The organism is Aquamicrobium sp. LC103, from assembly GCF_001014615.2.
Classification (GTDB): Bacteria; Pseudomonadota; Alphaproteobacteria; order Rhizobiales; family Rhizobiaceae; genus LBCQ02.
Window position 1 is genome coordinate 18,456 of sequence record NZ_LBCQ02000006.1, and the last position, 24,067, is coordinate 42,522.

The 24,067-nt window shown below is 64.0% G+C and carries 29 protein-coding genes; 16 read left to right on the plus strand and 13 right to left on the minus strand.

What is annotated here, in order from left to right; all coding sequences use genetic code 11:
• Positions 1-18 precede the first annotated feature (18 nt).
• The 3 genes from chrA to XW59_RS12705 form a co-directional block, all read right to left on the minus strand.
• Positions 19-1,353, minus strand: coding sequence for a chromate transporter (chrA, locus tag XW59_RS12695; RefSeq protein WP_246666083.1), 1,335 nt, complete (start codon positions 1,351-1,353; stop codon positions 19-21).
• Positions 1,354-1,496: 143 nt separating this feature from the next.
• Positions 1,497-3,104 (minus strand): ABC-F family ATP-binding cassette domain-containing protein, encoded by a 1,608-nt coding sequence (locus XW59_RS12700; RefSeq protein WP_170990145.1) that lies wholly within the window; start codon positions 3,102-3,104, stop codon positions 1,497-1,499.
• A gap of 144 nt (positions 3,105-3,248) precedes the next feature.
• Positions 3,249-4,097: a helix-turn-helix transcriptional regulator gene (locus XW59_RS12705; RefSeq protein ID WP_047145734.1), complete on the minus strand. Its 849-nt coding sequence runs from the start codon at positions 4,095-4,097 to the stop codon at positions 3,249-3,251.
• A 92-nt stretch (positions 4,098-4,189) separates the two neighbouring features.
• Between XW59_RS12705 and XW59_RS12710 the strand changes: the two genes are divergently transcribed.
• From XW59_RS12710 to XW59_RS12765, 12 genes are all read left to right on the plus strand, one after another.
• Positions 4,190-5,401: an MFS transporter gene (locus tag XW59_RS12710; RefSeq protein ID WP_047145735.1), complete on the plus strand. Its 1,212-nt coding sequence runs from the start codon at positions 4,190-4,192 to the stop codon at positions 5,399-5,401.
• Positions 5,402-5,510: 109 nt separating this feature from the next.
• Entirely contained in the window at positions 5,511-5,783 is a 273-nt protein-coding gene (locus XW59_RS12715) for a type II toxin-antitoxin system VapB family antitoxin (protein ID WP_047146011.1), read from the plus strand.
• On the plus strand, positions 5,756-6,184 hold the full coding sequence (locus tag XW59_RS12720) for a type II toxin-antitoxin system VapC family toxin (protein ID WP_047145736.1): 429 nt from the start codon (positions 5,756-5,758) through the stop codon (positions 6,182-6,184). The genes XW59_RS12715 and XW59_RS12720 overlap by 28 nt, the downstream gene beginning before the upstream one ends.
• 219 nt (positions 6,185-6,403) lie before the next feature.
• Positions 6,404-7,039, plus strand: a complete 636-nt coding sequence (locus tag XW59_RS12725; protein WP_047145737.1) for a 50S ribosomal protein L25/general stress protein Ctc — start codon at positions 6,404-6,406, stop codon at positions 7,037-7,039.
• Positions 7,040-7,064: 25 nt separating this feature from the next.
• Positions 7,065-7,778, plus strand: a complete 714-nt coding sequence (gene pth, locus XW59_RS12730; protein WP_047145738.1) for an aminoacyl-tRNA hydrolase — start codon at positions 7,065-7,067, stop codon at positions 7,776-7,778.
• An 8-nt stretch (positions 7,779-7,786) separates the two neighbouring features.
• Complete coding sequence (locus XW59_RS12735; protein ID WP_047145739.1) at positions 7,787-8,380, plus strand: exopolysaccharide biosynthesis protein; 594 nt, start codon at positions 7,787-7,789, stop codon at positions 8,378-8,380.
• A gap of 63 nt (positions 8,381-8,443) precedes the next feature.
• Positions 8,444-8,695 (plus strand): hypothetical protein, encoded by a 252-nt coding sequence (locus tag XW59_RS12740; RefSeq protein ID WP_047145740.1) that lies wholly within the window; start codon positions 8,444-8,446, stop codon positions 8,693-8,695.
• Between the two features lie 29 nt (positions 8,696-8,724).
• Positions 8,725-9,129 carry a PIN domain-containing protein gene (locus XW59_RS12745; protein ID WP_136068217.1) on the plus strand — a complete coding sequence of 135 codons (405 nt, stop codon included), beginning with the start codon at positions 8,725-8,727 and terminating at the stop codon, positions 9,127-9,129.
• A gap of 9 nt (positions 9,130-9,138) precedes the next feature.
• Entirely contained in the window at positions 9,139-10,242 is a 1,104-nt protein-coding gene (ychF, locus tag XW59_RS12750) for a redox-regulated ATPase YchF (RefSeq protein ID WP_047145741.1), read from the plus strand.
• A 123-nt stretch (positions 10,243-10,365) separates the two neighbouring features.
• Positions 10,366-11,340, plus strand: a complete 975-nt coding sequence (gene corA, locus XW59_RS12755) for a magnesium/cobalt transporter CorA (protein ID WP_047145742.1) — start codon at positions 10,366-10,368, stop codon at positions 11,338-11,340.
• An 83-nt stretch (positions 11,341-11,423) separates the two neighbouring features.
• A complete protein-coding gene (locus XW59_RS12760; protein WP_047145743.1) occupies positions 11,424-11,885 on the plus strand; it encodes a MaoC family dehydratase in 462 nt (153 codons plus the stop codon).
• On the plus strand, positions 11,882-12,352 hold the full coding sequence (locus XW59_RS12765; RefSeq protein WP_047145744.1) for a MaoC family dehydratase: 471 nt from the start codon (positions 11,882-11,884) through the stop codon (positions 12,350-12,352). Before XW59_RS12760 ends, XW59_RS12765 begins: the two co-directional genes overlap by 4 nt.
• 78 nt (positions 12,353-12,430) lie before the next feature.
• Here XW59_RS12765 and XW59_RS12770 read toward each other — a convergent pair whose 3' ends face one another.
• The 4 genes from XW59_RS12770 to petA form a co-directional block, all read right to left on the minus strand.
• Complete coding sequence (locus XW59_RS12770) at positions 12,431-12,976, minus strand: adenine phosphoribosyltransferase (protein ID WP_047145745.1); 546 nt, start codon at positions 12,974-12,976, stop codon at positions 12,431-12,433.
• A 107-nt stretch (positions 12,977-13,083) separates the two neighbouring features.
• A complete protein-coding gene (locus XW59_RS12775; RefSeq protein WP_047145746.1) occupies positions 13,084-13,929 on the minus strand; it encodes a cytochrome c1 in 846 nt (281 codons plus the stop codon).
• 29 nt (positions 13,930-13,958) lie between these two features.
• Positions 13,959-15,260: a cytochrome b N-terminal domain-containing protein gene (locus XW59_RS12780; protein WP_047145747.1), complete on the minus strand. Its 1,302-nt coding sequence runs from the start codon at positions 15,258-15,260 to the stop codon at positions 13,959-13,961.
• Between the two features lie 21 nt (positions 15,261-15,281).
• Positions 15,282-15,845, minus strand: a complete 564-nt coding sequence (gene petA / locus XW59_RS12785) for a ubiquinol-cytochrome c reductase iron-sulfur subunit (RefSeq protein ID WP_047145748.1) — start codon at positions 15,843-15,845, stop codon at positions 15,282-15,284.
• 284 nt (positions 15,846-16,129) lie between these two features.
• Between petA and XW59_RS12790 the strand changes: the two genes are divergently transcribed.
• Entirely contained in the window at positions 16,130-16,471 is a 342-nt protein-coding gene (locus tag XW59_RS12790) for a cupin domain-containing protein (protein ID WP_047146013.1), read from the plus strand.
• 5 nt (positions 16,472-16,476) lie between these two features.
• Here the strand turns inward: XW59_RS12790 and XW59_RS12795 are convergent, their stop codons facing one another.
• The 4 genes from XW59_RS12795 to XW59_RS12810 form a co-directional block, all read right to left on the minus strand.
• The gene (locus XW59_RS12795; RefSeq protein ID WP_047145749.1) at positions 16,477-16,791 is read right to left on the minus strand and encodes a DUF6665 family protein; all 315 of its coding nucleotides are present in this window, start codon (positions 16,789-16,791) and stop codon (positions 16,477-16,479) included.
• Positions 16,792-16,796: 5 nt separating this feature from the next.
• On the minus strand, positions 16,797-18,668 hold the full coding sequence (locus tag XW59_RS12800) for an ABC transporter ATP-binding protein (RefSeq protein WP_047145750.1): 1,872 nt from the start codon (positions 18,666-18,668) through the stop codon (positions 16,797-16,799).
• Positions 18,665-20,527, minus strand: coding sequence for an ABC transporter ATP-binding protein (locus XW59_RS12805; RefSeq protein WP_047145751.1), 1,863 nt, complete (start codon positions 20,525-20,527; stop codon positions 18,665-18,667). The genes XW59_RS12800 and XW59_RS12805 overlap by 4 nt, the downstream gene beginning before the upstream one ends.
• Positions 20,528-20,621: 94 nt before the next feature.
• Positions 20,622-20,945 carry a hypothetical protein gene (locus XW59_RS12810; RefSeq protein WP_047145752.1) on the minus strand — a complete coding sequence of 108 codons (324 nt, stop codon included), beginning with the start codon at positions 20,943-20,945 and terminating at the stop codon, positions 20,622-20,624.
• A gap of 411 nt (positions 20,946-21,356) precedes the next feature.
• Between XW59_RS12810 and XW59_RS12815 the strand changes: the two genes are divergently transcribed.
• Positions 21,357-21,836 (plus strand): tRNA (cytidine(34)-2'-O)-methyltransferase, encoded by a 480-nt coding sequence (locus tag XW59_RS12815; RefSeq protein ID WP_082137578.1) that lies wholly within the window; start codon positions 21,357-21,359, stop codon positions 21,834-21,836.
• Between the two features lie 108 nt (positions 21,837-21,944).
• On the opposite strand, the gene XW59_RS12820 is transcribed toward XW59_RS12815, so the two are convergent.
• A complete protein-coding gene (locus XW59_RS12820; protein WP_047145753.1) occupies positions 21,945-22,202 on the minus strand; it encodes a hypothetical protein in 258 nt (85 codons plus the stop codon).
• 147 nt (positions 22,203-22,349) lie between these two features.
• Between XW59_RS12820 and hemF the strand changes: the two genes are divergently transcribed.
• Together hemF and XW59_RS12830 are read left to right on the plus strand one after the other, a co-directional pair.
• Entirely contained in the window at positions 22,350-23,264 is a 915-nt protein-coding gene (gene hemF / locus XW59_RS12825) for an oxygen-dependent coproporphyrinogen oxidase (RefSeq protein WP_047145754.1), read from the plus strand.
• Between the two features lie 243 nt (positions 23,265-23,507).
• Positions 23,508-23,768 (plus strand): DUF1344 domain-containing protein, encoded by a 261-nt coding sequence (locus tag XW59_RS12830; protein ID WP_047146015.1) that lies wholly within the window; start codon positions 23,508-23,510, stop codon positions 23,766-23,768.
• A gap of 51 nt (positions 23,769-23,819) precedes the next feature.
• On the opposite strand, the gene XW59_RS12835 is transcribed toward XW59_RS12830, so the two are convergent.
• A complete protein-coding gene (locus tag XW59_RS12835) occupies positions 23,820-24,014 on the minus strand; it encodes a hypothetical protein (protein ID WP_047145755.1) in 195 nt (64 codons plus the stop codon).
• Positions 24,015-24,067: the final 53 nt, after the last annotated feature.

A 24,067-nucleotide genomic window follows, 5' to 3' on the forward strand; every position in this document is an offset into this window, starting at 1 on the left:
CGGACCGAAAAGCGGAAGCTAGAGCATCCGCACCGCGACGCCGGCCAGCGCCGCGGCGCCAAGCACCACAAGCATGTTGACCCGCAGGCGGATCAGCGCGATCGCGGCGATGAGCGCGATCGAAGCGGCCGTCCAGGCGAAGCTCGCCGGATCCGGCACGGTGAGCCGCAGGGGACCGTAGTGGAGTTCGTCGACCTTGGCGAAGAGCACGTGCAGGCCGAACCAGACCGCCAGATTGGCGATGACGCCGACCACCGCCGCCGTGACGGCGGCAAGCGCGGTCGCCAGCCAGCGAACGTTGCGCACGGTTTCAACATAGGGCGCGCCCGCGAATATCCACAGGAAGCATGGCACGAAGGTGAACCAGAGCGCGACCAGGCCGCCTGCAAGCCCGCCCAGAAGCGGATCGAGGCCCGAAAGGCGCGCGCCGCCCAGGAAGCCTACGAAGGCCAGGACCAGGATGAGCGGGCCGGGCGTGGTCTCGGCCAGGCCGAGACCGGTCAGCATCTCGTCGGGCCTGAGCCAGCCATGGACCTCGACCGCCTGCTGGGCGACATAGGCGAGCACCGCATAGGCACCGCCGAAGGTGACCGACGCCATGACCGAGAAGAATTTCGCGGCTTCCGTGAAAACGTGACCGCCGCCGAGGACGGCTTGCAGGAGCGCGAGCGGGACGAACCAGATCGCCAGCCAGATCGAAACGGTCTTCGCGAAGCGGCCGGTGCTCGGGCGCGTCCATTCGGGCATCGCCTCCGCAGGGACATCCTCCGCCGCCGCGGCGTCTCCATTGCCGTTTCCGATGAGATGGCCGAGCGCGCCGAGAAGCGCCGCCCCGAGAATGATGAGCGGAAACGGCAATTGCAGGAACGCGATCGCGACGAAGGCGACGATCGCGACGGCGACCATCCAGCCGTTCTTCAAGGCACGCTTCGACACCTTGATGAGCGCCTCGACGACGACGGCAAGCACTGCCGCCTTGAGGCCGAACAGCAGGCCCTGAACGACCGGCACCTGCCCCATGGACATGTAGATCGCCGAAAGCGCGAGCAGCACCGCCGCGCCTGGAAGCAGGAAGAGCAGGCCGGCGACCAGTCCGCCCCTGACGCCATGCGTCAGCCAGCCGGCATAGGTTGCGAGCTGCATCGCCTCCGGCCCCGGCAGGAGCATGCAATAGTTGAGGGCGTGGAGGAAGCGCGGCTCGTCCAGCCAGCGCTTCTCCTCAACCAGGATGCGATGCATCAGCGCGATCTGGCCGGCCGGACCGCCGAAGGAAAGAAAGCCGATCTGCGCGAATGTCCGCACGAGCTCGACGAAGCTGGGCCGTGGCGGCTGCATATGACTGTCCTGGGGCATGGCGATCCTCCGCAATGGTTCGCGAAGGCGAACTTGGGCCGGCAGGCCTTTATTCGGGGAGTCCACCCACGCCCCCGAGACCATCTTTGTAGACGCGATCCTCAGTCCATTCAATCGCGATGGTGTGTGCGCCTATCACGGCTTCATGACAGTTTTTCAACCGGCCGCGTCGTCCCGAGCTTTATCGTCCGCTCGACCTCGATCGCCTGGAGAAAATCCGCGTCGTGGCTGACGACCAGCAGCGCGCCGTCATAGCCGTTCAACCCCGCCTCGATTGCCGCGACGGAATCGATGTCGAGATGGTTGGTCGGCTCGTCGAGGATGAGAAGCTGCGGCGTGCGGCTGCCTCCAAGCACGCAGGCGAGCCCGGCACGCAGCATCTCGCCGCCGCTGAGCATGCCGACCCGGCGCAAGGCGTCATCCGCCCGAAACAGGAAGCGCGCCAGCGCCGCCCGGCAGGAATTGTCGGTGTCGCTCGGATTGAGGCGGCGGAAGTTTTCAAGGATCGTCTCGTCCCTGTCGAGCATCGCGACGTGCTGGTCGAGCATCGCGGCCGGAACGGGCCGATGGACGCGTCCCTCGAAAGGATCGAGCTCGCCCAGCGCGAGCTTCAGGACCGTCGTCTTTCCCGAACCGTTGGGGCCTGCGAGCGCCACGCGCTCGGGGCCGATAATCGCGAAACCGAGGCCGTGAAGGATGGGCGATGACGGATCGTATCCGCCGCTGACAGCTTCGAACGAAAGGACGGTTCGCCCCCCGGGAAGCCTGGTGGAGGACAAGCCGAAGGAAAGCCTCTTCACACGCTCGACATTGTTGCGCGCCTCCTCGAGCGCCAGCGTCACCTGCCCGCTTTGGCGTTCCGCCAGACGGCTTCCGCGCGCGGCGGTGTTTTCCGCCCGCTGCTGCTGCGCGTCGAGCAATATCCTGGGGTCCGAGCTTTGCGCGCGTTTCCTGCGTCCCTGCGCATCGCGCTTGGCCTGCCGCTCGCGCGCGATCTGAACCTTGCGCGCGACGAGCTTCATCTGCTGCTCTGCGCCGGCGAGTTTCTGTTCGGCCACCGCCCGCTCTTCCTCCTTCCTCTCGACATAGGCATCCCAATTGCCGCCATAGACGCGCACGCCGAGGCTCGACAATTCGACGATACGATCCATTCGGCGCAGGAGCTCGCGATCATGGCTGACCACGATCGCGCCGCCGCTCCAGCCTTCGAGGAGGCGCGCGACCAGCGCCCTGCCCTCGCGATCGAGATTGTTGGTGGGCTCGTCGAGCAGGATCATGTCCGGCTTGCCGAAAATGAGGGCGGCGAGCGCGACGCGCGTCCGCTGACCGCCGCTCAGGCTCGCAAGCCGCCTGTCGGGCGAAATCGCCTCGAGTCCGACTTCGACGAGCACGGCCTGCAGCCGCTCGTCCAGCGTCCAGTCGGCTGTCGCGACATCCTCGGGCGTTCCCTCGCCCGAAAGCGCGCGGCGCAGACGCGCCAGCGCCGCCGAAACGCCGAGCGCGTCCGCGACAGTGGCGTCCTCGTCCGCCTGCACCTCCTGACGGAGCTGCCTGAGCGTGCCTTCGACATGGACCGAGCCGGCCGAGGAGCGCAGCTCTCCGGTGACGAGCTTCAGCAGCGTCGACTTGCCGACGCCGTTGCGGCCGACGAGGCCGGTGCGCTCGCGGCCGAAGCCGAGTTCGAGATTTTCGAGAAGATTGCGGCCGTCAGGCGTGGTGTAGGAGATGTTCCGAAGCGAGATGATAGACATGGCGAACCGATGCAATGGACTGGAAGCGGGCGAAGATTGCTTCGGTCCTGTCGATCATCGGTGTCTTCTCCTGTCTGGCGGAACCCGCTCTAGATAGGCTCGGGTGCGGCCGAGGTCAACATCGGCCGGCGGTGGATCTCGCGTTCAACTCGCGGACGACGGCGCATCGGCATGCTTTCCCTTCAGATAGTCCCGCGGCGATGCACCGAGCATGCGGCGAAACATCGTCGTGAAGGCCGGTACGCTGTCATAACCGAGGTCGAGTGCCACTGTGGTGACCGGCTCGCCGTCGGCAAGCCGCGGCAGGGCTGCGAAAAGGCATGCCTGCCGGCGCCAGGTGGAAAGGCTGAGCCCGGTCTCGCGCAGGAACGCGCGCGTGAAGGACCGGCGGCTCATGCCCACTTCCCGCGCCCAATCGTCGATCGTGGCGTGCGGCGTGGGCCGGGCGATGAACCGGCGGCAGAGCGCTGCGAGCTTCGGATCCTCCGGGAACGGCAGCGCCAGGGGCCGTTCGGAGAGGTTGGGTATCTCGTGCAGGAGCAGCCCGAGGACGAGGGCCGCCCGGCCCTGTGGTTCGGAAGCCGGCTCCATCGCGACGGCCTCGACGATGAGGCTGCGCATGAGGTCGCTGATCAGGACGACGCGCAGATCCTCGGGAAGTCCCCCGATCGCATCGGAAAGCACATAGACCGACCGCATCGCGACCGTGCCGAGCATCTCGACGGAATGGTCGACGCCGGCCGGTATCCACATCGCGTGCTCCGGCGGCACCATCCAGCGCCCCTGCCCGGTCGAGACCATGACGACGCCGGTCAGCGCGTGCAGCAATTGCGCGCGGCGGTGGCGGTGGGGCGCGATCCTGTGGCCGTCCGGATAGTCGCTCGAAAGCGCGATCACCGCGCCCTTGCTGCCCTCGATCCAGGCGAGCCGCTGTTGATGACCGGCGGGCGTGTCACCCGCCAGAAACGGCTTCACCGCCAAATATTGCCTCATCTTGGCCCACTCGCGAAATTATTCGACCAAACCACGAAAGACGGTCGCCGGCAACAGGCTTATTTCAGCCCCGCAAGTCCAGGAGAAGCACCTTGAGCGACACCACAGCCAATCCGCCCGTCCGCGCGGTAGAGACGACCACTTTCACCATCATCCTCGCCGTGAGCATCTGCCACATGCTCAACGACATCATGCAGTCGCTGCTTGCCGCGCTCTATCCGATGCTCAAGGACGACTATGCGCTCGATTTCTGGCAGATCGGCCTTCTGACGCTGACCTTCCAGGTCACCGCGTCGCTGCTCCAGCCGCTGATCGGACTCTACACCGACAAGCGCCCGATGCCGCAATCGCTGCCCTTCGGCATGGCTTCCACCATGGTCGGCCTGGTCCTGCTCGCTTTCGCCGAGCATTATCCGGTTCTCCTGCTGGGGGCCGCGCTGATCGGCATCGGCTCGGCGATCTTCCATCCCGAAGCCTCGCGCGTGGCACGCATTGCCTCCGGCGGCAGGTACGGGCTCGCCCAGTCGCTGTTCCAGGTCGGCGGCAATTTCGGCACCGCGATCGGCCCGCTGCTCGCCGCCTTCATCGTCGTGCCGCGCGGCCAGTCGAGCGTCGCCTGGTTCTCGCTCATCGCGCTTCTCGGCATGGTGATCCTTTGGCAGGTGGGCAACTGGTATGGACGCTACCGTGCCGCCAATGCCGGCCGCGCCGCGACCAGCCGCGCGCTGCCCCTGCCCCGGCAGAGGATCGTCATCGCGCTCGTCGTGCTGGCGCTGCTGGTCTTCACCAAGAACATCTACACGGCCAGCGTCACCAGCTACTACACCTTCTTCCTGATCGAGAAGTTCGACGTGACGGTGCAGCAGTCGCAGATGATGCTGTTCCTGTTCCTCGGCGCGATGGCGCTCGGGACCGTGCTCGGAGGCCCGCTGGGCGACCGCTTCGGCTCGAAGGCCGTGATATGGTTCTCCATCCTCGGCGTGCTGCCCTTCACCCTGGCGCTGCCCTATGCGGACCTGTTCTGGAGCGGCGTCCTCTCCTTCGTCATCGGCGTGATCATCGCCTCGGCCTTCCCGGCGATCGTCGTGTTCGCGCAGGAGCTGGTGCCCGGCCGGGTCGGCATGATCGCCGGCATCTTCTTCGGCTTCGCCTTCGGCATGGGCGGCATTGCGGCGGCCGTGCTGGGCGTGATCGCCGACGCTAAGGGCATAGAGTTCGTCTATCGGATCTGCTCCTACCTGCCCTTCCTCGGCCTCCTGACGATCTTCCTGCCGTCGATGCGCGAGGTACGGCCGGCGGGATAGGCCGCGAGTTGCAGCGCATTCCCGAATGGAACGACCTGGCGCGACACGAGCCGCGCCAGATTGGCGAGATATCCTAGACGTGATATATGGATATCTGAAGGAGATATCCATGGCGCTGTTCATTCGCGATGCCGAGGTAGATGCACTGGCGGAAGAGGCCCGCAAACTCACCAAGGCGAGAACCAAGACCGAGGCCGTGCGGCGGGCCTTGCAGGCGCAGATCGCCGAGGCGAGGCGCGCGTTGCCTTTGAGGAAGCGTCTGGCCCGCTCCAAGGCGCTCGCCGACGCCATGGGGCCTCACGCGCCCGATTTCGACATGAAATCCTACACCGACGAGATGTGGGGTGACGCCCGATGTTCATCGATGCCTCCGCGATCGTAGCCATTCTGGGAAGGGAGCCTGGCCATGAGGAGATCGAGAAGCGGTTGGCGACGGTGGAAGGGCAGTTCTTCGTCTCACCGCTCGTGAAATTCGAGGCGTCTGTCGCGCTTGCACGGCTGAAGTCCACCGGAATGGCTGTCAAAGGCAAGCCGTCGTCCGCACTTCTGGATCTTGCGCGGGAGGCAGTGAACGCCTTCGTCGAGGATATCGGCGCGGAAGAAGTGACGATCTCGCCGGAAATCGGGCGTCAGGCGCTGAATGCCTGCGCGACCTATGGCAAGGCCGTCGGACATGTCGCCGACCTCAATTTCGGCGACTGCTTCGCCTATGCCTGCGCGAATTCGCTCAAGGTCGCACTCCTATACAAAGGCAATGATTTCACCCATACCGACCTCGCCTGAGGAGATGGCGGGAATGCCCGGGCGGTGCAAGGACGTCAGGCTGCCACGAACCTCGACACCAACTTGCGCTTTTCCGCTTGCTCGGCTATAGAGCCGCCACCCGCGTAGACACCCTTGGAGGCAACGCGGCGGGAGGCGGCTTCAAGGCCGCTTTCGACGTTTTCGGATCAGGCCTCGCCTGCCCGGGAACGCTCCAGCAAAGAAGCGAAAGGAAATGCCATGAGCGAGACCTACGAGCTCACGGCCGAGGCGCGCGAACGGGTCGGTAAGGGGTCCGCCCGGGAACTTCGGCGCAACGGTAAAGTGCCAGCAGTCATCTACGGCGACAAGCAAGACCCTATTGCGATCGCCCTGCCCTACAAGGAAGTCTTCCAACGCATGCACGGCGGCGGCTTCATGACGACGATCGCGACGATCGACGTGGCCGGTAAGAAGTACCAGGTCCTGCCCAAGGACTACCAGCTCGACCCGGTCCGCGACTTCCCGATGCATGTCGACTTCCTGCGGGTTTCGAAGAACACCGTCGTCACGGTCGCGATCCCCGTTCACTTCATCAATGAAGAGAAGTCGGTCGGCATCAAGCGCGGCGGCGTGCTGAACATCGTGCGCCACGACATCGAGGCCACCTGCCCCGCCAACGCGATCCCGGATTTCATCGAGGTCGATCTGGCCGGCACCGACATCGGCGATTCCATCCACATTTCGGCGATCACTCTGCCGAAGGACGTGAAGCCGACGATCACCGATCGCGATTTCACCGTGGCCACCATCGCCGCGCCTGCCGGCCTCAAGAGCGAGGAGCAGGAGAGCGCGGAAGCCGACGAAGTCGAAGAGAAGGAAGAGGGCGAGGAATAATCCTCCCCTGCCGGGAGTGCCATCCATGCTGCTTATCGCTGGTCTCGGTAACCCCGGCGCGAAATATGAGAACAACCGGCACAATGTCGGTTTCATGGCGGCGGACGCGATTGCCCGCCGCCATTCCTTTTCCTCCTGGTCGAAGAAGTTCCAGGGCCTCGTGGCCGACGGACGCCTGGGCGGGGAAAAGGTGCTTCTGATCAAGCCCCAGACCTTCATGAACCTCTCCGGGCAGGCCATCGGCGAAGCGATGCGCTTCCACAAGCTGACGCCAGCCGACCTCGTCGTGCTTTACGACGAGCTGGACCTCGCCGCAGGCAAGGTCCGGATCAAGACCGGGGGCGGGGCGGGTGGCCACAACGGCATCCGTTCGATCGATGCCCATTGCGGCAAGGAATACCGGCGCGTGCGCATCGGCATCAGCCATCCCGGCATCAAGGAGATGGTCTCGCACCATGTGCTCGGCGACTTCTCGAAGGCCGATTACGACTGGCTCGATCCGCTGATCGACGCGATCGCCGACAATGCCGAGATGCTGGTCAGGGGCGACGACAACGGCTTCATGAACAAGACGAGCCTTGCCGTGCAAGGCAAGGCGGTATCCGTCGCGCCGGCCGCGAAGGTCGCCCCGAAAGGCCAGAGCCACATCCGCCAGGCGCGGCCGAAGCAGCCGACCGCCGCACCGGAAGGCGGGCCGATGGCCGCCATGCTGAAGAAGCTCTTCGGCAACAAGGACTGACTCGGGTCGTGGCCGACGGGATCGATCCGGCGAGCGTGGCCGCGCTCGTCCAGCGCATCGGTAGGGCCGGTAGCGGCGAGCATGTCTCCGTCGCCGATATCGTCGAGGAAATCGGCGACGACGCCTTCGCGCCCCTCCTGCTGGTGCCCGCGCTCATCCTCGTCAGCCCGGCGAGCGGCATTCCCGGCCTCTCCTCGCTCGGCGGCCTCGTCATGGCGCTCATCTCCTTTCAGATGATCGCCGGGCGGAAGGTGCTCTGGCTGCCGGCCTTCATCCGGAATCGCACGATCGCCAAAGCCCGGCTCCAGCGCGCAAGCGCCTTCCTGGAAAAGCCGGCGCGCGTCATCGACAGGATCACGCGGAAACGCCTCGCCTTTCTCACCGCGTGGCCGTTGCGCCTCGTGCCGCTGACGATCTGCCTCGCGGCGGCGCTCATCATTCCCTTTTTCGAGCTCGTGCCGTTCTCGGCGACCATCATCGGCTCGGCGATCTCGCTCTTCGCGCTGGCGATGGTGACGCGCGACGGCCTGCTCGTGCTCTTCGGCACCGGCACGCTGGGCGGCGCGGGCTATCTGGGCTGGAGCCTCGCGACGGGCGGATAGCGTTGAAGCCAAGATGGCAAAGGCTTATATTGCACGAAGCCTGTGTTTTCGCGAGTTCGTGAGATGAAGAACGTCACCATATCGATCGATGAAGAGCTCCATCGCCTCACGCGCATAGAAGCCGCGAAGGCGGGCAAGAGCATGTCGCGCTATATCGCCGACATGCTCCAAACGGTCCAGCAGGGCGACATTCCCGAGAAGACCGCGCGCAACCTGCAACTGGAGGCGCTGGAGCGGTTCCTGGCCGGGCCCAAGCTGCGAATATCCGAAAACGGGCGCATGCCGTCAACGGAAGAGCGTAATGCTCGCAGATAAGATTTTCGTCGACAGTAACATCCTCCTCTATGGCCGCGACAAGGCGCTCCGGGACAAGGCGCGCATTTCGAATAAGTGGCTGTCGCTCGCCGTCCCAAGGTCTGGCGTGCGCCAATCTCCAGGTCTTGAACGAAGTCACGAACGTCATGCTGCGCAAGCGCGCGGACATGACGACCGAGGAAGTTTTCGCCGCCGTGGACGAGTTGTCCTTTCTTGGCGATGGTCCCATCGACGACGCGTCGGTGCTGCGGGCCCGCCGCATCCGCTCCCACACAGGCTATTCATGGTGGGACTGCCTTCTGCTCGCCGCGGCGCTCCAACTCGGCTGCCGCTACTTCCTTTCCGAGGATTTGCAGGACGGCCAGACGATCCAGGGCTTGACGATCGTGGACCCTTTCGCCCATAGCCCTGAGCAAATTCTGAATTCCCGATAGGACCAGCACATGGGTTTCAAATGCGGCATCGTTGGGCTCCCCAACGTCGGTAAATCGACGCTGTTCAACGCGTTGACCAAAACGGCGGCCGCGCAGGCCGCGAACTATCCCTTCTGCACCATCGAGCCGAACACCGGCGAGGTGGCGGTTCCCGATCCGCGACTGAAGAAGATCGCCACGGTCGCGGGCTCCAAGGAGATCATCCCGACCCGCATCTCCTTCGTCGACATCGCCGGCCTGGTGCGCGGCGCCTCGAAGGGCGAAGGGCTCGGCAACCAGTTCCTCGCCAACATTCGCGAGGTCGACGCCATCGTGCACGTGCTGCGCTGCTTCGAGGATGACGACATCACCCATGTCGAAGGCCGCATCGATCCCGTGGCCGACGCCGAGACCGTCGAGACCGAGCTGATGCTCGCCGACCTCGAAAGCCTCGAGCGCCGCATCGCGCAGACGCGCAAGCGCGCGACCGGCAAGGACAAGGAAGCGATGGCCGTGCTGCCGATGATGGAGCAGGCGCTTTCCCTGCTGCAGAATGGCAAGCCGGCGCGCATGCTGCTGAAGGACATCGCGGCGGAGGATCTGCGCATATTGCAGGGCCTGAACCTCCTGACCTCCAAGCCGGTGCTCTATGTCTGCAACGTCGCCGAGGCGGACGCCGCCACCGGCAACGCGCATACGGCGGCGGTTGCCGAGATGGCGGAGGCGCAGGGTGCCCGCACGGTGACCATCTCCGCCGCCATCGAGGCGGAAGTGGCGCAATTGCCGGACGAGGAGGCCAAGGAGTTCCTCGAAGCCATGGGGCTCGACGAACCGGGCCTCGACAAGCTCATCCGCGCCGGCTACGAGCTGCTCGACCTCATCACCTATTTCACCGCCGGCCCCAAGGAAACGCGGGCCTGGACGGTGGAGAAGGGATCGAAGGCCCCGCAGGCGGCCGGCGTGATCCACACCGATTTCGAACGCGGCTTCATCCGTGCCCAGACGATCGCCTATGACGACTATGTCACGCTCGGCGGCGAGGTGGCGGCAAAGGACGCGGGCAAGGCGCGCGACGAAGGCAAGGAATACGTCGTGCAGGACGGCGACATACTGCTGTTCAAGTTCAACGTCTGACCGGCAAGGCGCGGGCAGCGCCTTTCCGCTTGACCCCGATCGCTGGCGGCTGTACCGGCACGGACGACGCATCTCGCGCCGCCCGCAGCCCTCCTTGTTTCTCTCGTCCCGGGAGGTTCCGAAGTGATCCGGTCATACACCCTTGAAAACGGCCGTCTGAAGCCGTCGCAGGACCTCTCCGCCGATATGGAGAAGATCGCATGGATCGATCTTTTCACGCCGAGCCGCGAGGAGGAAACCGCGGTTGAAAACCTCCTCACGGTCGCCCTGCCGACGCGCGAGGAGATGGAGGAGATCGAGATATCGAGCCGGCTCTACGTCGAGGACGGCGCCTATTTCATGACGGCCACCCTGCCCTCGCATTCCGACACCGACAAGCCGCTGATGGCGCCCGTCACCTTCATCCTGGCCGGCAAGAAGCTGATCACGGTGAGGTATACGGAGCCCCGCGCCTTCGTGGCCTTCCCGCAGCGCGCGGAAAAGGTGGCGACCGGCTGCACCAACGGCGAGACCATCCTCGTCAACCTGCTCGAATCCATCGTGGATCGGCTCGCCGACATTCTCGAAAAGGCCGCGAAGGACATCGAAAGCCTTTCGCGCGACGTTTTCGAATCGAGCAAGGGGAAGGCATCCACGCGCAACGACCATTTCCAGCGCGTCCTGAAGGATATCGGCCGCAAGGAGGAGCTCGTCTCCAACGTTCGCGACAGCCTCCTCACATTCCAGCGGCTCTCGGGCTTCCTGGCTCACGCCCTCGACCAGTCGAAGGCCGTCAAGGATGTACGCGCGCGCGTCAAGACGATGTCGCGGGACGTGCTGTCGCTGGCCGACCACGCCAATTTCCTGTCGCAGAAGATCACCTTCCTGCTCGACGCAACGCTGGGCATGATCAACATCGAGCAGAACGCCATCATCAAGATATTCTCGGTGGCCGCGGTCGTCTTCCTGCCACCGACCCTCGTCGCCTCCATCTACGGCATGAATTTCGACATCATGCCGGAATTGAACTGGACGTTCGGCTATCCCTTCGCGATCGGCCTGATGGTGCTCTCGGCCATCATCCCGTTCTGGCTGTTCCGCCGCCGCGGCTGGCTCTGATCGGCCGGGTTTTACCTCGAAGGTCATTGCCAATGGCGGCGATAGCGGCCATGGTGATAGTACAAACTTGAACAGGATTTGGCATGAGCGACCGTAAATGGGCCTTCGAGGATTTCGTCGAAGGCGCTTCGATCAGCCTCGGCAGCAAGACCGTGACGGCCGAGGAAATCATCGAGTTCGCGAGCGAGTTCGATGCCCAGCCGATGCATCTCGACGAGGAAGCCGGCAAGGCGAGCATATTGGGAGGGCTCGCGGCCTCCGGCTGGCACACCTGCTGCATCTTCATGCGCATGATGTGCGACGCATTCCTGCTGGACTCCACCTCGCAAGGCGCCCCCGGGGTCGAATATGTGCGCTGGAAGAAGCCGGTGCTCGCCGGCGACACCCTGACCGGCAAGAGCACCGTCGTGGCGATGCGCGCTTCGGCCTCCCGCCCCGGTCTCGGTTTCGTCACCTGCCGGCACGAACTGACCAACCAGCGCGGCGAAGTGGTGCTTGAGCTGGAGAACACCGGCATGTTCCTGAAGCGGAAGGTGGCGGCGTGAACCTCGACGAATATTTTTCCATCGGCAAGACCATAACGCTCGGCTCGCACACTTTCGGAGCCGAGGAAATCAAGGCGTTTGCCGCGAAATACGATCCTCAGCGCTTCCATGTCGACGAGAACGAGGCGGAGCACAGCGTCTTCGGCCGCCTGTGCGCTTCGGGATGGCACACCGCCGCGACCTGGATGAAGTACAATCTGAAACACCGCGAGGACGTCGGCGACAGGCCCTGGAGCGGACCGGGTCCTCGGCCGGAATTCGGCCCTTCGCCCGGCTTCGTCAATTTGAAATGGCTGAAACCGGTCTATGCCGGCGAAACCATCACCTTCACGCGCCGCGCGCTGAAGCATCGCGCGCTCGCCTCGCGGCCCGGCTGGCGGCTGCTCAGCATAGCCTGCGAGGCGTTCGACGCCGGCGGCGACAAGGTGCTGGAGTTCGAGAGCTCGGTGCTGGTGAAGGCCGGCTGAGGACGGCCAGGCCGTCCTTATCCCCCGATCCATTTGCGCCGCGCCCAATCAGTCTGGAAACGGGCCCGCGATCTTTCTTCAATGCCCCTCGAAGGCGACGAGGGTGCGCACCGGCACGCCGAGCGCCTCGAGCTTGGCACGGCCGCCGAGATCGGGAAGATCGATGACGAAGCAGGCGGCGACGATCTCCGCGCCCATCTGCCCGAGAAGCCGCACCGCCCCCTCCGCGGTACCGCCCGTCGCGATCAGGTCGTCGACAAGGATGACGCGCTCGCCGGACGCGACGGCGTCCTTGTGCATCTCCATCTCGTCCAGACCGTATTCCAGGCTGTAGGCGACGCGCACCGTCTCGTGCGGCAGCTTGCCCTTCTTGCGGATCGGGATGAAGCCGGCCGAAAGCTGGTGCGCGATCGCTCCGCCGAGAATGAAGCCGCGCGCCTCGATGCCGGCTATCTTGTCGATCTTCGAGCCGGCATAGGGATGGACCAGTTCGTCGACCGCCCTGCGGAAGGCGCGGGCATCGCCCAGAAGCGTGGTGATGTCGCGGAAGAGGATGCCGGGCTTCGGATAATCGGGAATCGTGCGGATGGCCGAAAGCAGGGTCGTTTCGAGCGATGAGTTCATCAGATGACGCCTCTGGAACAGAACCGGCTATTCATGCCGGGCGTTGACGCAAAAAGAAAGGGCGCCCTGACGGACACCCTCCCCTTTCTCGTCGAACGGTCGCGATTTCAGTGCTTGATGTCGGACCAGATCTTGCGCTTCGTCAGATAGACCAGGCCCGCGAACAGGACCAGGAAGATCATGACGTTGAAGCCCATCCGCTTGCGCGCCTCGAGGTGCGGCTCCGCGGCCCACATCAGGAACGCAGCGACGTCGCGCGAATACTGGTCGACCGTCTCCGGCGCGCCGTCGTCATAGGTCACCTGTCCGTCCGAGAGCGGGGCGGCCATGGAGAGCGCGGCGCCCGACAGGAAGTACGGGTTGTAGTGGGTGCCCGGCTGAACCTCGAAGTCACCCGGAGCTTCTTCGTAGCCGGTGAGCAGCGCGTGGATGTAGTCCGGGCCGGCTTCGGCATATTGCGTGAAGATGTCGAAGACGAAGGTCGGGAAGCCGCGTTCCACCGCGCGCGCCTTGGCGATCAGCGAGAAGTCCGGCGGGGCCGCACCGTTGTTGGAAGCCGCCGCCTGCTCGGGATTGGCGAACGGCGAAGGGAAGTGGTCCGACGGGAGCGCCGGGCGCATGAACATGTCGCCGGCGGCGTCGGGACCGTCCTGAACCTCGTACTCGGCAGCGAGCGCGCGCACCTGGGCGTCGGAATAGCCGAGGTCCTGCAGCGTGCGGAACGCGACCAGGTCCATGGAATGGCAAGCCGCACAGACTTCGCGGAAAACCTTCAAACCGCGCTGTAGCTGGCCGCGATCATAGGTGCCGAACGGTCCGGCAAACGACCAGTCCATCTGCTCGGGCTTCTTGAGCGGATAGTGCGGCGTCTCGCCTTCCTCGGCCGCGAAAGCCGAACTCGCGATGCAGACTCCAAGTCCGAGCGCCGCCAGTCCTTTGAGAATAGTCTTCATGTTCAAAGTCCTTGTCTGCCTGAGACCGCTCAGCCTTGGGTTTCCGGGGAAGCGTGGGCGCCGGCAAGCTGAGCCGAGCCGCCCTTGCCCTTCTCCAGAACGGCTTCGGTGATCGAGTTGGGCAACCTGCGCGGCGTCTCGATGAGGCCGAGGAGCGGCATGATGACCAGGAAGAAGCCGAAATAGTAGAGCGTGCCGATCTGAGCCATGATGACGTAGGAGCCTTCCGCCGGGCGCGAGCCGAGCCAGCCGAGGAAGATGGCGTTGAGCGCGAAGAGCCAGAAGAACAGCTTGTACCACGGGCGATAGACCGCCGAGCGTACCTTGGAAGTGTCGAGCCACGGCACGAAGAACAGCACCGCGATCGCGCCGAACATCGCGAGCACGCCGCCGAGCTTGGAGTCGATCGGACCGATGTTGAAGGTGATGGCGCGCAGGATCGCGTAGAACGGCAGGAAGTACCATTCCGGAACGATGTGAGCGGGCGTCTTCAGCGGGTCCGCCATGATGTAGTTGTCGGGGTGGCCCATATAGTTGGGCAGGTAGAAGATGAAGTAGGCGAAGACGGCCAGGAACACCACCATGCCGAGCGCGTCCTTGACGGTGGCGTAGGGGGTGAAGGCGACGGTGTCGGTCTTCGACTTCACTTCGATGCCGGTCGGGTTGGTCTGGCCGACGACATGCAGCGCCCACACATGCAGCACCACCACGCCCGCGATCATGAAGGGCAGGAGGTAATGCAGCGAGAAGAAGCGGTTGAGGGTCGGGTTATCGACCGCGAAGCCGCCGAGCAGGAGCTGCTGGATCCAGTCACCCACCAGCGGAATGGCGGTGAAGAAGCCGGTGATGACGGTCGCACCCCAGAAGCTCATCTGGCCCCACGGCAGCACGTAGCCCATGAAGGCGGTGGCCATCATGAGGAGGTAGATGATGACGCCGAGGATCCACAGGAGCTCGCGCGGCGCCTTGTAGGAACCGTAATAGAGACCGCGGAAGATGTGGATATAGACGGCGACGAAGAACATCGACGCGCCGTTGGCGTGCATGTAGCGCAGCAGCCAGCCGGAGTTCACGTCGCGCATGATCTTTTCGACCGAGTTGAACGCCAGGTCGGTGGCCGCGGCATAATGCATGGCGAGAACGATGCCGGTCACGATCTGCGCCACCAGCATGATCGCGAGGATGCCGCCGAAGGTGTAGGCATAGTTCAGGTTGCGCGGGACCGGATAGGAGATGAAAGAGTCGTGCACCAGCCGCGGCAGCGGCATGCGCGCGTCGAACCAACGTCCGATTCCAGTCTTTGGCGAATAGGTCGAATGTCCACCGCTCATCGTCTTGAGTCTCTCTTTCGCTTACCCGATCCTGATGACCGTATCGGAGATGAATTCATAGGTCGGAATGTGCAGGTTCTCGGGAGCCGGTCCCTGGCGGATGCGACCCGCGGTATCGTAGTGAGAGCCGTGGCAGGGGCAGAACCAGCCGCCGAAATCGCCTGACTGACCGAGCGGAACGCATCCGAGATGCGTGCAGGAGCCGATCATGACGATCCAGTTCTCCTTGCCCTCGCCGGCGGAACGGTCGACGTCCGTCGCCTGGGCATCGGCGGCGAGGTTCTCGTTTCGCGCCAGCGGATCCTTGAGATCGGAAAGGTTCACCTCTTGCGCCGCGGAAACTTCCTGCTCGGTGCGATTCCTGATGAACACCGGCTTGCCGCGCCATTTCGCCGTTACCGACATGCCGGCCTCGATCGCGGAGACGTCCACGTCGATGGTCGCCAAGGCGAGGGTCGAAGCGTCGGGGCGCATCTGGTCGATGAACGGCCAGGCCACGCCGGCCACGCCGACGACGCCAGCCATGCCGGTGGCGATATAAAGGAAATCGCGACGGTTGTGATCGGTCGTGTCGTTCGCGCTCACTGGATAATGATCCTTTCGCCTCAATGTCGCCGGAAGGAACCCCCATGAATGCTTGCGCCGTCGCTTCTGCCACCACTCCTATGCTGGCGGCTGGCGACGGGCTGGCGGATTCCCCTGCATTTGGCGATGGTTTCTATGCGCGCCGGTAGCGATTGTCCAGTATCGCAAGCCCCCTTGGGCAGATTGTCGCGGGGTTACGCACCGCTGCCGCCGACACGCCGGCGCGCGAGCGCTTGGCAGCGCCCGGGCTCCGGCAATTTGCATTGGAAAAGGAGGAGCGTTTCATGGCCAGCGTCATCGACCAGGAGGAATGGTCGGCCGAGACAGGCAAATGGCAAGGCGCAATCGAGCTCGGCGCGCATGGCGCGGGGCTGTGCCTGATCTTCAACATGACGGTGCCCGGGCGCGGGCCGAGACTGCACCGCCATCCCTATCCGGAAACCTTCATCGTCAGGTCGGGCCGCGCGCTCTTCACGGTCGGCGACGAGGAAATCGAGGCGAGCGCAGGCCAGATCGTCATCGTCCCGGCGCATACGCCGCACAAGTTCAAGAGCCTGGGCCCCGATCTCATGACTTCGACCCACATTCACGAAAGCGGCAGCTTCGACACCGAGTGGCTGGAATAGGAACTTTACGAGGCACCGAGTCGAACCAGCACCTGGCGCGGAATTCCATACTCGCGGATGACGTCCTGATGGCGCCGCAGCCCGCAGATCTCGCGCTGGATGAAATAGGCATGGACCGCCTCTGCGGCGCGCTTCAGCCGCTCGACCCTTTCGGACGCGTCGGCGGGACATGCACGCAATTCGGCGAGGCTCTCCTCAACGCGTCGGCCCGCCCGCCCCAGCGACGAGGCGGTCTCGGCGACGATCTCGTGGCTGAGCGCGTCAAACGCGGCATTCGATGCGGGGGAACGGGAAAGGAATTCCGGCGATCTCAGCGACATCCGAACTACTCCGCCGCCAGCCGATCGGCGAGGAACCCGCCCGACTGACGTTTCCAGAGCTGGGCATAGAGGCCGTCGCGCGCCAGCAATTGCTCATGCGTGCCTTCCTCCACGATTCGGCCCTCGTCCAGCACCACCAGCCGGTCGAGCGCGGCGATGGTGGAAAGCCGATGCGCCACGGCGATCACCGTCTTTCCCTCCATCAGGCGGTCGAGATTTTCCTGGATGGCGGCTTCAATTTCCGAATCGAGCGCCGAGGTCGCCTCGTCGAGGATGAGGATCGGCGCATCCTTCAGCATCATCCGCGCGATCGCTATCCTTTGACGCTGGCCGCCGGAAAGCTTCACGCCGCGCTCACCGACATGCGCGTCGTAGCCGCTGCGGCCCTTCGGATCGGTCACCTCGACGATGAAATCATGCGCGGCGGCGCGCTTGGCGGCCTCGATCACTTCGGCGTCGGTCGCCCCCGGACGCCCATAGGCGATGTTGTCGCGGATCGAGCGGTGCATCAGCATCGGATCCTGGGCCACGACCCCGAACTGGGCGCGCAGCGACGCCTGCGTGAGCGTCCGGATGTCGCGGCCATCGAGCAGGATACGGCCGGATTCCACGTCGAACAGCCTGAGCATCAAATTGACGAGCGTGGTCTTGCCCGCGCCGGACGGGCCCACCAGCGCCACGCGCTCGCCGGACCTTATGCGCAGGTCGAGATTGGAGATGATGCCGCTCGTCTTGCCGTAGTGGAAGGAAACGTCGTCGAAAACGATCTCGCCCTTGGCCCGCGGCATGACCACGGCGCCGGCGGCGTCCCTTAGGGAGGGCTTCACCGATATCGTGCCGGTCGCGTCCTGCACCGTCGCGAAGGAGCGAATCAGCCCGTTGATGTTGAACATCATGTAGCCCGACATCTGGTTGAGCCGGAGCACCAGCCCGATCGCGGCGGCGATCTGCCCGGTGGTGGCGTCGCCGATCATCCAGCTGCGAACCGCCAGCGTCGCTATGGCGGCCATCATCAAGCCGTTGAGGATGGCGATCGCCGCGCGGACGCGTGTGATCGAACGCGTGAGCTGCTTCACCGCCACCAGAAACCGGCTCATTCCATCGCGAACGAAGGCATCCTCGCGATTGCCGCTGTCGTAGAGCTTGACCGCCATGATGTTGGTGAAGGCGTCGACCAGACGGCCGTTGAGCACCGAGCGTTCGTCGGCGGTCTTGCGGCCGGCGGCGCGCAGCGGCGGCAGCAACATGTAGGCGGCGGCGATATAGCCGGCCAGCCAGACCGCAAGCACGATACCCATGAGCGGGTCGAGCACGGAAAGGATGGCCGTGGCCAGGACCAGGAAGGTGACGAAGCTCCACATGGTCTGCAGCGACGAGACGATGAAATCGCCCGTCGCCTCGCCACCCTGGAGAATCTTGGTGGCGATGCGGCCGGCGAAATCGTTCTGATAGAACTCGTAGGGCTGGTCCATCACCCGCTTGAACGCCTGCCAGCGCACGAGCTGGTAGAAATTGGGCACCACCACCTGCTGCTCGACGACGGCGTTGCAGATGAGGATGAGCGCCCGCCCCACCAGCACGAGCAACAGGAATCCAAAGAGGTGCAGCCAGTAGTCGCTCAGCAGCGTCGTTGGCGAGGAGGCGTCGAGTATGTCGATCAGCCAGCCGACGGACCAGTAGAGTGCGGCATCGACCGCACCCGACAGGCCACCCATGACGAGCAGCAGGACGAAGGGCCATTTCGCCTGTCTGGCGAAGAAGAAGATGAACCGCCACGCATCGCGCGGCAGCACCTCGCGGTCGGTGTCGGAGAACGGGTCGATCACCTCCTCGGCGGAGCGCCAGATCCGTTCGCCTATCCCTTCACCCTCTTTCATTCAGCCGCCATCTCGCCTTGCGTCTCGTTGTTCTCGTCGAGAAGGAATCCGCCCGACTGACGCTGCCACAATTGCGCGTAGAGCCCGCCTTTTGCAATCAATTCGTCGTGCGTGCCCTCTTCTATGATCCGGCCCTTGTCCATCACGACGAGACGGTCCATCGCCGCGATGGTGGACAGGCGATGGGCGATGGCTATCACCGTCTTGCCCTCCATGAGGCGGTAGAGGTTCTCCTGGATTGCGGCCTCGACTTCCGAATCGAGCGCCGATGTCGCCTCGTCGAGGATGAGGATCGGCGCGTCCTTCAGCATAACGCGCGCGATGGCGATGCGTTGCCTCTGGCCGCCCGACAGCTTCACGCCGCGCTCGCCGACATGGGCGTCGAAGCCCTTGCGGCCCTTCGGATCGCTGAGACCGCCGATGAAGTCGAGGGCCTCGGCCTTCCTGGCGGCGTCGAGAACCATCGACTCGTCGGCGTCGGGGCGGCCGTAGAGGATGTTGTCGCGCACCGAGCGATGCAGCAGGGAAGTGTCCTGCGTCACCACGCCGATATGCGCGCGCAGGCTGTCCTGCGTCACGTCGGCGATGCTGTTCCCGTCGATCAGCACCTTGCCGCCCTCGATGTCGTAGAACCGCAGCAGCAGGTTGACGAGCGTCGACTTGCCGGCGCCCGAGCGGCCGACCACGCCGACCTTCTCGCCGGGCCGGATCGTCAGGTTCAGCTCCTCGAGCACGCCCTTCTTCTTGCCGTAGTGGAAGCGCACGTGGTCGAAGACGATCTCTCCGTCCGTGACGACCAGTTCCTTCGCGTTTGGCTTGTCCTCCACCAGGCGCGGCAGGGAGATCGAGCTGATGCCGTCCTGAACCGTTCCGATATTCTCGAACAGGGCGGACAATTCCCACATGATCCACTGCGACATGCCCCACAGCCTCAGCACGAGGCCGAGGGCGACGGCGATCGCACCGATGGAGACGGCCTCGCCGAGCCACAGCCAGATGCCAAGCGCGCCGACGGCGAAGAGACAGGCCGAGTTCAAGACGTAGAGCAAACCATAGAGCCCGGTCACCATGCGCATCTGGCGGTAGACCGTGTCGAGGAACGAGCCCATGCCTTCCCTGGCATAGCTGGCCTCGCGGCGGGCGTGGCTGAACAGTTTCACGGTCTGGATGTTGGCGTAGGAATCGACCACGCGTCCGGTCATGACGGAGCGCGCATCCGCCTGCTGCTCGGCGATGCGGCCGAGACGCGGGATGAAGTACCACATCAAGAGGGCGTAGCCGGCGGCCCAGCCGACCAAGGGCATGGCGAGCCGCCAGTCGGCCGAGGCGACGATGATGAGCATGCCGGTGAAATAGACGACGACGTAGTTGAGGACGTCGATGAGCTTGATGACGCATTCGCGCACGGCAAGCGCCGTCTGCATCAGCTTGGTGGCGATGCGGCCGGCGAACTCGTCCTGATAGAAGGTCATCGACTGCTTGAGCAAATAACGGTGCACCTGCCAGCGGATGCGCATCGGATAGTTGCCCATCAGCGTCTGCTGGTTGATGAGCGAATGCAGCCAGACCATCGCCGGCAGCGCGAAGAGCACGACGGCGCCCATGCCGAAAAGACGGTAGCCTTCCTCGGCAAGGAATGTGGCGCGATCCATCTCGCCCAGCCAGTCGACGATGCTGCCGAGGAAGCTGAACATCCAGACCTCGGTGATCGCGATGAGCGCCATCAGGATCGCGGATGGCACCAGGTAGGGCCACGATCCCTTCGTGTAATGCAGGCAGAAGGCGACCAGCGTCCTCGGCGGCTCGGAAGGCTCCTCCTTCGGGAACGGATCCAATCTCTCTTCGAACCATTTGAACATTGCGAAATCTCTTGGTTTTTCAGGCCCGCATGGGGCGACAGATATGGTCGAGAAGAGGCGGGCGCCAGCAGCGGCGGCGACCGACTCCTCGAATTTAGTGCTTGCGGCGGGATTCGCCGACAGCTCCGCGAAAAGCTCCTGCCACAGTCGTGTCAGGAGGACGCCCAAGCAGCCGCCGTACCGCGCCGAGGAACGATGCCGCGAGCGGACTCCCTCCGGCGCCTCCCGCCTTCACGATATGCGGATGGACGTCCGGCAGCATGGCCCGGTGGGCGCGCCTTGGCTGGCCGTTCCGCTGCAGGCCGTCCACGGGAAGCCGGACGCCGATTGAAAACGCCCAGGCGGCGAGCTTCCTGTCGGCCAGGCTGGTGAACTCGGCATCCGCGCCGAGATGGAAATCATGATCATGGCGTTGCATGGCAATCACCTCCCCTTGCGGGATCGAACGGGAAAAGTGCGGGAGGCACGACGGAACCGTGCCCGTGCGGCGTCAGGGAAGCTTACGAACCGGGCTCGGTGGAGCCGTGACTTGAAGACGAACATCTGGCGATTCCTTTGGAGACCGGGAACGGGTTCCGGCGGGAATCGAGCCGATGAAGCTTTGCAATGTCAGGAAAGCGTCGAACCGAAAACCGCCGTCAGGCGCTGCGCCAATTGGATCGGCAGCGCATGGCTGTAAGCATCAAAACGATATTCATGCCTGCCTCCTTCGGTTCGGGTTGACAATGCAGGTCCTATAGCTCCACTCGACCCGAAAAGCTACCGTCAGGTTAGCGTTCGATGCCGCCAGGCGACCTCCTGTTGCATCGCCGCCACTCATTAGAGAGCAATGATATTGCATCAGACTTACCGCATAGCGCTCTATCAGCCCGACATACCCGGAAATACGGGAACGATTTTGCGTATGGCTGCCTGCCTGGGGCTTGCCGTGGACATCGTCGAGCCCGCCGGCTTCGACATGTCCGACCGTGCCTTGAAGCGAGCCGGGATGGACTATCTCGAAATCGCCGCGCTTACCCGCCACCGTTCCTGGGAGGATTTCGATACGTGGCGCCGCGACGAAGGCCGCCGGCTGGTGCTGTTCTCGACGAGATCCGCCCTGCCCTATTGCGACTTCTCCTTCGGCGCGCGCGACATCCTGCTTTTCGGTCGCGAGTCGGCCGGCGTGCCCGACCATGTGCACGAGGCGGCCGATGCGCGCCTCGTCATTCCGATGAAGGCCGACGCCAGAAGCCTCAACCTTGCCGTCAGCGTGGCGATGGCCGCCGGAGAGGCGGTCCGGCAGGCGGGCCGAAACGCCGGTCTGTAGCTTTCCACGGAACATTGTCTCATCCTTCCTCGATTGCGAAGGATGCCTTGATACGGCCTCAACATATGTTGAGGTCAAGTGTCCATGGACAGATTCCCGCCGCGGGGATCAATCGGCCGTCGGCAGCCGGCGGATGGTGAACTCGATGATGTCGTCGGGTCGCTCGCACCAGCTCTCGATCTCGGTCCAGTAGGCCTGTTTGGGCCAGCGGTCGAACCATTCGCGGGCTTTCTCACGGGCGTCGGCGCGAGGCAGCATGAAGGTTTCGCGGACGAAGCCGTCGCGGGCAAACCGCTGCTTGTCGGCGCGGCGCTTGTCGAGGCTGCGCTTCAGGCCTTCGAGCGGTGGTCTCGCGGGTACTCGCACGAGGAAACTCCTTGACCCTTGACCATAAGAGATTAGGGATCGGGGGCGTAAAAGACGAGTCTTTTATCTCGCCCGCTTGGCACCAGCCGTACCGCGGATGACGAATTTGGAAAGCGGCCGCAAGGTGCGCGACAGACGGAGAGTTGCATGCAGCGCCCAGAACTGCCCGCCGGATTGCCGGAAGGGATCGAGGAGAAGAAGCTCGCCGCCAGGGCCTGGTTCGAGGAGTTGCGCGACAAGATCTGCGAATCCTTCGAGAAGATCGAGGACGAACTGACCGGCCCGCAATCCTCCTGGGCTGCAGGTCGCTTCGAGCGCACACCCTGGGAGCGCAACGGCGGCGAAGGCGGCGGTGGCGTGATGTCGATCATGCACGGCCGCGTCTTCGAGAAGGTGGGCGTCCACACCTCGACGGTTCACGGAGAATTCTCGCCCGACTTCCGCGCTCAGATCCCTGGCGCCGAGGAAGATCCCCGCTTCTGGGCCTCGGGCATATCGCTGATCGCGCATCCGCAGAATCCGAACGTGCCCGCGGTGCACATGAACACGCGCATGGTCGTGACCACCAGGCAATGGTTCGGCGGCGGCGCCGACCTTACACCGGTGCTCGAACGCCGGCGCGTCCAGGAAGACCCCGACACGCTCGCCTTTCACAAATCCATGAAGTTCGTCTGCGACAAGCACGCGCAGGTCGCCGACTACGGCAACTACAAGAAATGGTGTGACGACTATTTCTACCTGCCGCACCGCAACGAACCGCGCGGCGTGGGCGGCATCTTCTACGACTGGCTGAAGACGCCGCAGGAAAAGGGCGGCTGGGACGCTGATTTCCGTTTCACGCAGGATGTCGGCCGCGCCTTCCTCATCGTCTACAATCACATCGTTCGCAAGAACTTCAACAACAACTGGACCGAGGCCGACCGCGAGGAACAGCTCATCCGCCGCGGCCGCTATGTCGAGTTCAACCTGCTTTACGATCGCGGCACGATCTTCGGCCTGAAGACCGGTGGCAACGTCGATTCGATCCTTTCGAGCCTGCCGCCCGAAGTGAAATGGCCGTAGATGCCCCAAAGCAAAAACGTCCCGCCGCAGAAGCGACGGGATTCGGCCACAAAGCCCGGAAATTGAGACCGGTCGTGGCGGCGCATCTTTATTTTTCGTCTAATAGGATTGCCCGGCGATAGGATTAAGTTTCCTCGCTGGATCGGGAAATGCCGGCGGCAAGCCATGCCGCGACCCGACATTTCCAGACGATCCGGCATCGGCGGAGCGTATTCTCGCCCGCCAAGATACGGAGTGTTCGCCATGCGCGCGCTTCTCGTCCCCGCAGCAGTTGCTGCGATCCTCGCAACTTCAGCCTTCGCATTTGCCGCGCCACAGCATACCAGCGGCGTTATCAAGACCTATGACGCCAAGGCCATGACACTGACCCTGGCCGACGGCTCGAGCTACACGCTTCCCAAGACGTTCAAGAATCCCGGGCTGAAGGCCGGCGAAAAGGTCAGCTTAACCTGGGATCAGACGGGAACCCGAAAGATGGCCGATCAGGTCACCATCGCCAAATAGGCGGCGACGGATGGATCGATTGGGGGCGGAATCACGGTTCCGCCCTTTTTTTCAGCCCACGCGGCGCCTGTCGGAAAACGCCTTCGCCGCGCCTAGCGGGAGGTCGGAGAGCTCCAGCGGCGACATCGATCGCAGGACCGGATGCGAGAGCGGATCCATCCGCCAACGTTCCTCCTCGCTCGGTTCATAGGGCGAGGCGAATATGAGCTCGATCGTCCGTCGCAGAATCAAGAGAAGTTTCAGCATCGTCTCAACTCCATCCCGCCGTCATGGTTTAAATTTTCGGACGGATTCTCCAC

Excerpts from the sequence above, each read along its gene's own strand:
- chrA (WP_246666083.1), bottom strand. The coding sequence starts at position 1,353 with ATGCCCCAGGACAGTCATATGCAGCCGCCACGGCCCAGCTTCGTCGAG.
- XW59_RS12700 (WP_170990145.1), bottom strand. The coding sequence starts at position 3,104 with ATGTCTATCATCTCGCTTCGGAACATCTCCTACACCACGCCTGACGGC.
- XW59_RS12705 (WP_047145734.1), bottom strand. The coding sequence starts at position 4,097 with ATGAGGCAATATTTGGCGGTGAAGCCGTTTCTGGCGGGTGACACGCCC.
- XW59_RS12715 (WP_047146011.1), top strand. The coding sequence starts at position 5,511 with ATGGCGCTGTTCATTCGCGATGCCGAGGTAGATGCACTGGCGGAAGAG.
- XW59_RS12720 (WP_047145736.1), top strand. The coding sequence starts at position 5,756 with ATGTTCATCGATGCCTCCGCGATCGTAGCCATTCTGGGAAGGGAGCCT.
- XW59_RS12725 (WP_047145737.1), top strand. The coding sequence starts at position 6,404 with ATGAGCGAGACCTACGAGCTCACGGCCGAGGCGCGCGAACGGGTCGGT.
- pth (WP_047145738.1), top strand. The coding sequence starts at position 7,065 with ATGCTGCTTATCGCTGGTCTCGGTAACCCCGGCGCGAAATATGAGAAC.
- XW59_RS12740 (WP_047145740.1), top strand. The coding sequence starts at position 8,444 with ATGAAGAACGTCACCATATCGATCGATGAAGAGCTCCATCGCCTCACG.
- XW59_RS12745 (WP_136068217.1), top strand. The coding sequence starts at position 8,725 with ATGGCCGCGACAAGGCGCTCCGGGACAAGGCGCGCATTTCGAATAAGT.
- ychF (WP_047145741.1), top strand. The coding sequence starts at position 9,139 with ATGGGTTTCAAATGCGGCATCGTTGGGCTCCCCAACGTCGGTAAATCG.
- XW59_RS12760 (WP_047145743.1), top strand. The coding sequence starts at position 11,424 with ATGAGCGACCGTAAATGGGCCTTCGAGGATTTCGTCGAAGGCGCTTCG.
- XW59_RS12770 (WP_047145745.1), bottom strand. The coding sequence starts at position 12,976 with ATGAACTCATCGCTCGAAACGACCCTGCTTTCGGCCATCCGCACGATT.
- XW59_RS12775 (WP_047145746.1), bottom strand. The coding sequence starts at position 13,929 with ATGAAGACTATTCTCAAAGGACTGGCGGCGCTCGGACTTGGAGTCTGC.
- XW59_RS12780 (WP_047145747.1), bottom strand. The coding sequence starts at position 15,260 with ATGAGCGGTGGACATTCGACCTATTCGCCAAAGACTGGAATCGGACGT.
- XW59_RS12790 (WP_047146013.1), top strand. The coding sequence starts at position 16,130 with ATGGCCAGCGTCATCGACCAGGAGGAATGGTCGGCCGAGACAGGCAAA.
- XW59_RS12795 (WP_047145749.1), bottom strand. The coding sequence starts at position 16,791 with ATGTCGCTGAGATCGCCGGAATTCCTTTCCCGTTCCCCCGCATCGAAT.
- XW59_RS12800 (WP_047145750.1), bottom strand. The coding sequence starts at position 18,668 with ATGAAAGAGGGTGAAGGGATAGGCGAACGGATCTGGCGCTCCGCCGAG.
- XW59_RS12805 (WP_047145751.1), bottom strand. The coding sequence starts at position 20,527 with ATGTTCAAATGGTTCGAAGAGAGATTGGATCCGTTCCCGAAGGAGGAG.
- XW59_RS12810 (WP_047145752.1), bottom strand. The coding sequence starts at position 20,945 with ATGCAACGCCATGATCATGATTTCCATCTCGGCGCGGATGCCGAGTTC.
- XW59_RS12815 (WP_082137578.1), top strand. The coding sequence starts at position 21,357 with ATGATATTGCATCAGACTTACCGCATAGCGCTCTATCAGCCCGACATA.
- hemF (WP_047145754.1), top strand. The coding sequence starts at position 22,350 with ATGCAGCGCCCAGAACTGCCCGCCGGATTGCCGGAAGGGATCGAGGAG.
- XW59_RS12830 (WP_047146015.1), top strand. The coding sequence starts at position 23,508 with ATGCGCGCGCTTCTCGTCCCCGCAGCAGTTGCTGCGATCCTCGCAACT.
- XW59_RS12835 (WP_047145755.1), bottom strand. The coding sequence starts at position 24,014 with ATGCTGAAACTTCTCTTGATTCTGCGACGGACGATCGAGCTCATATTC.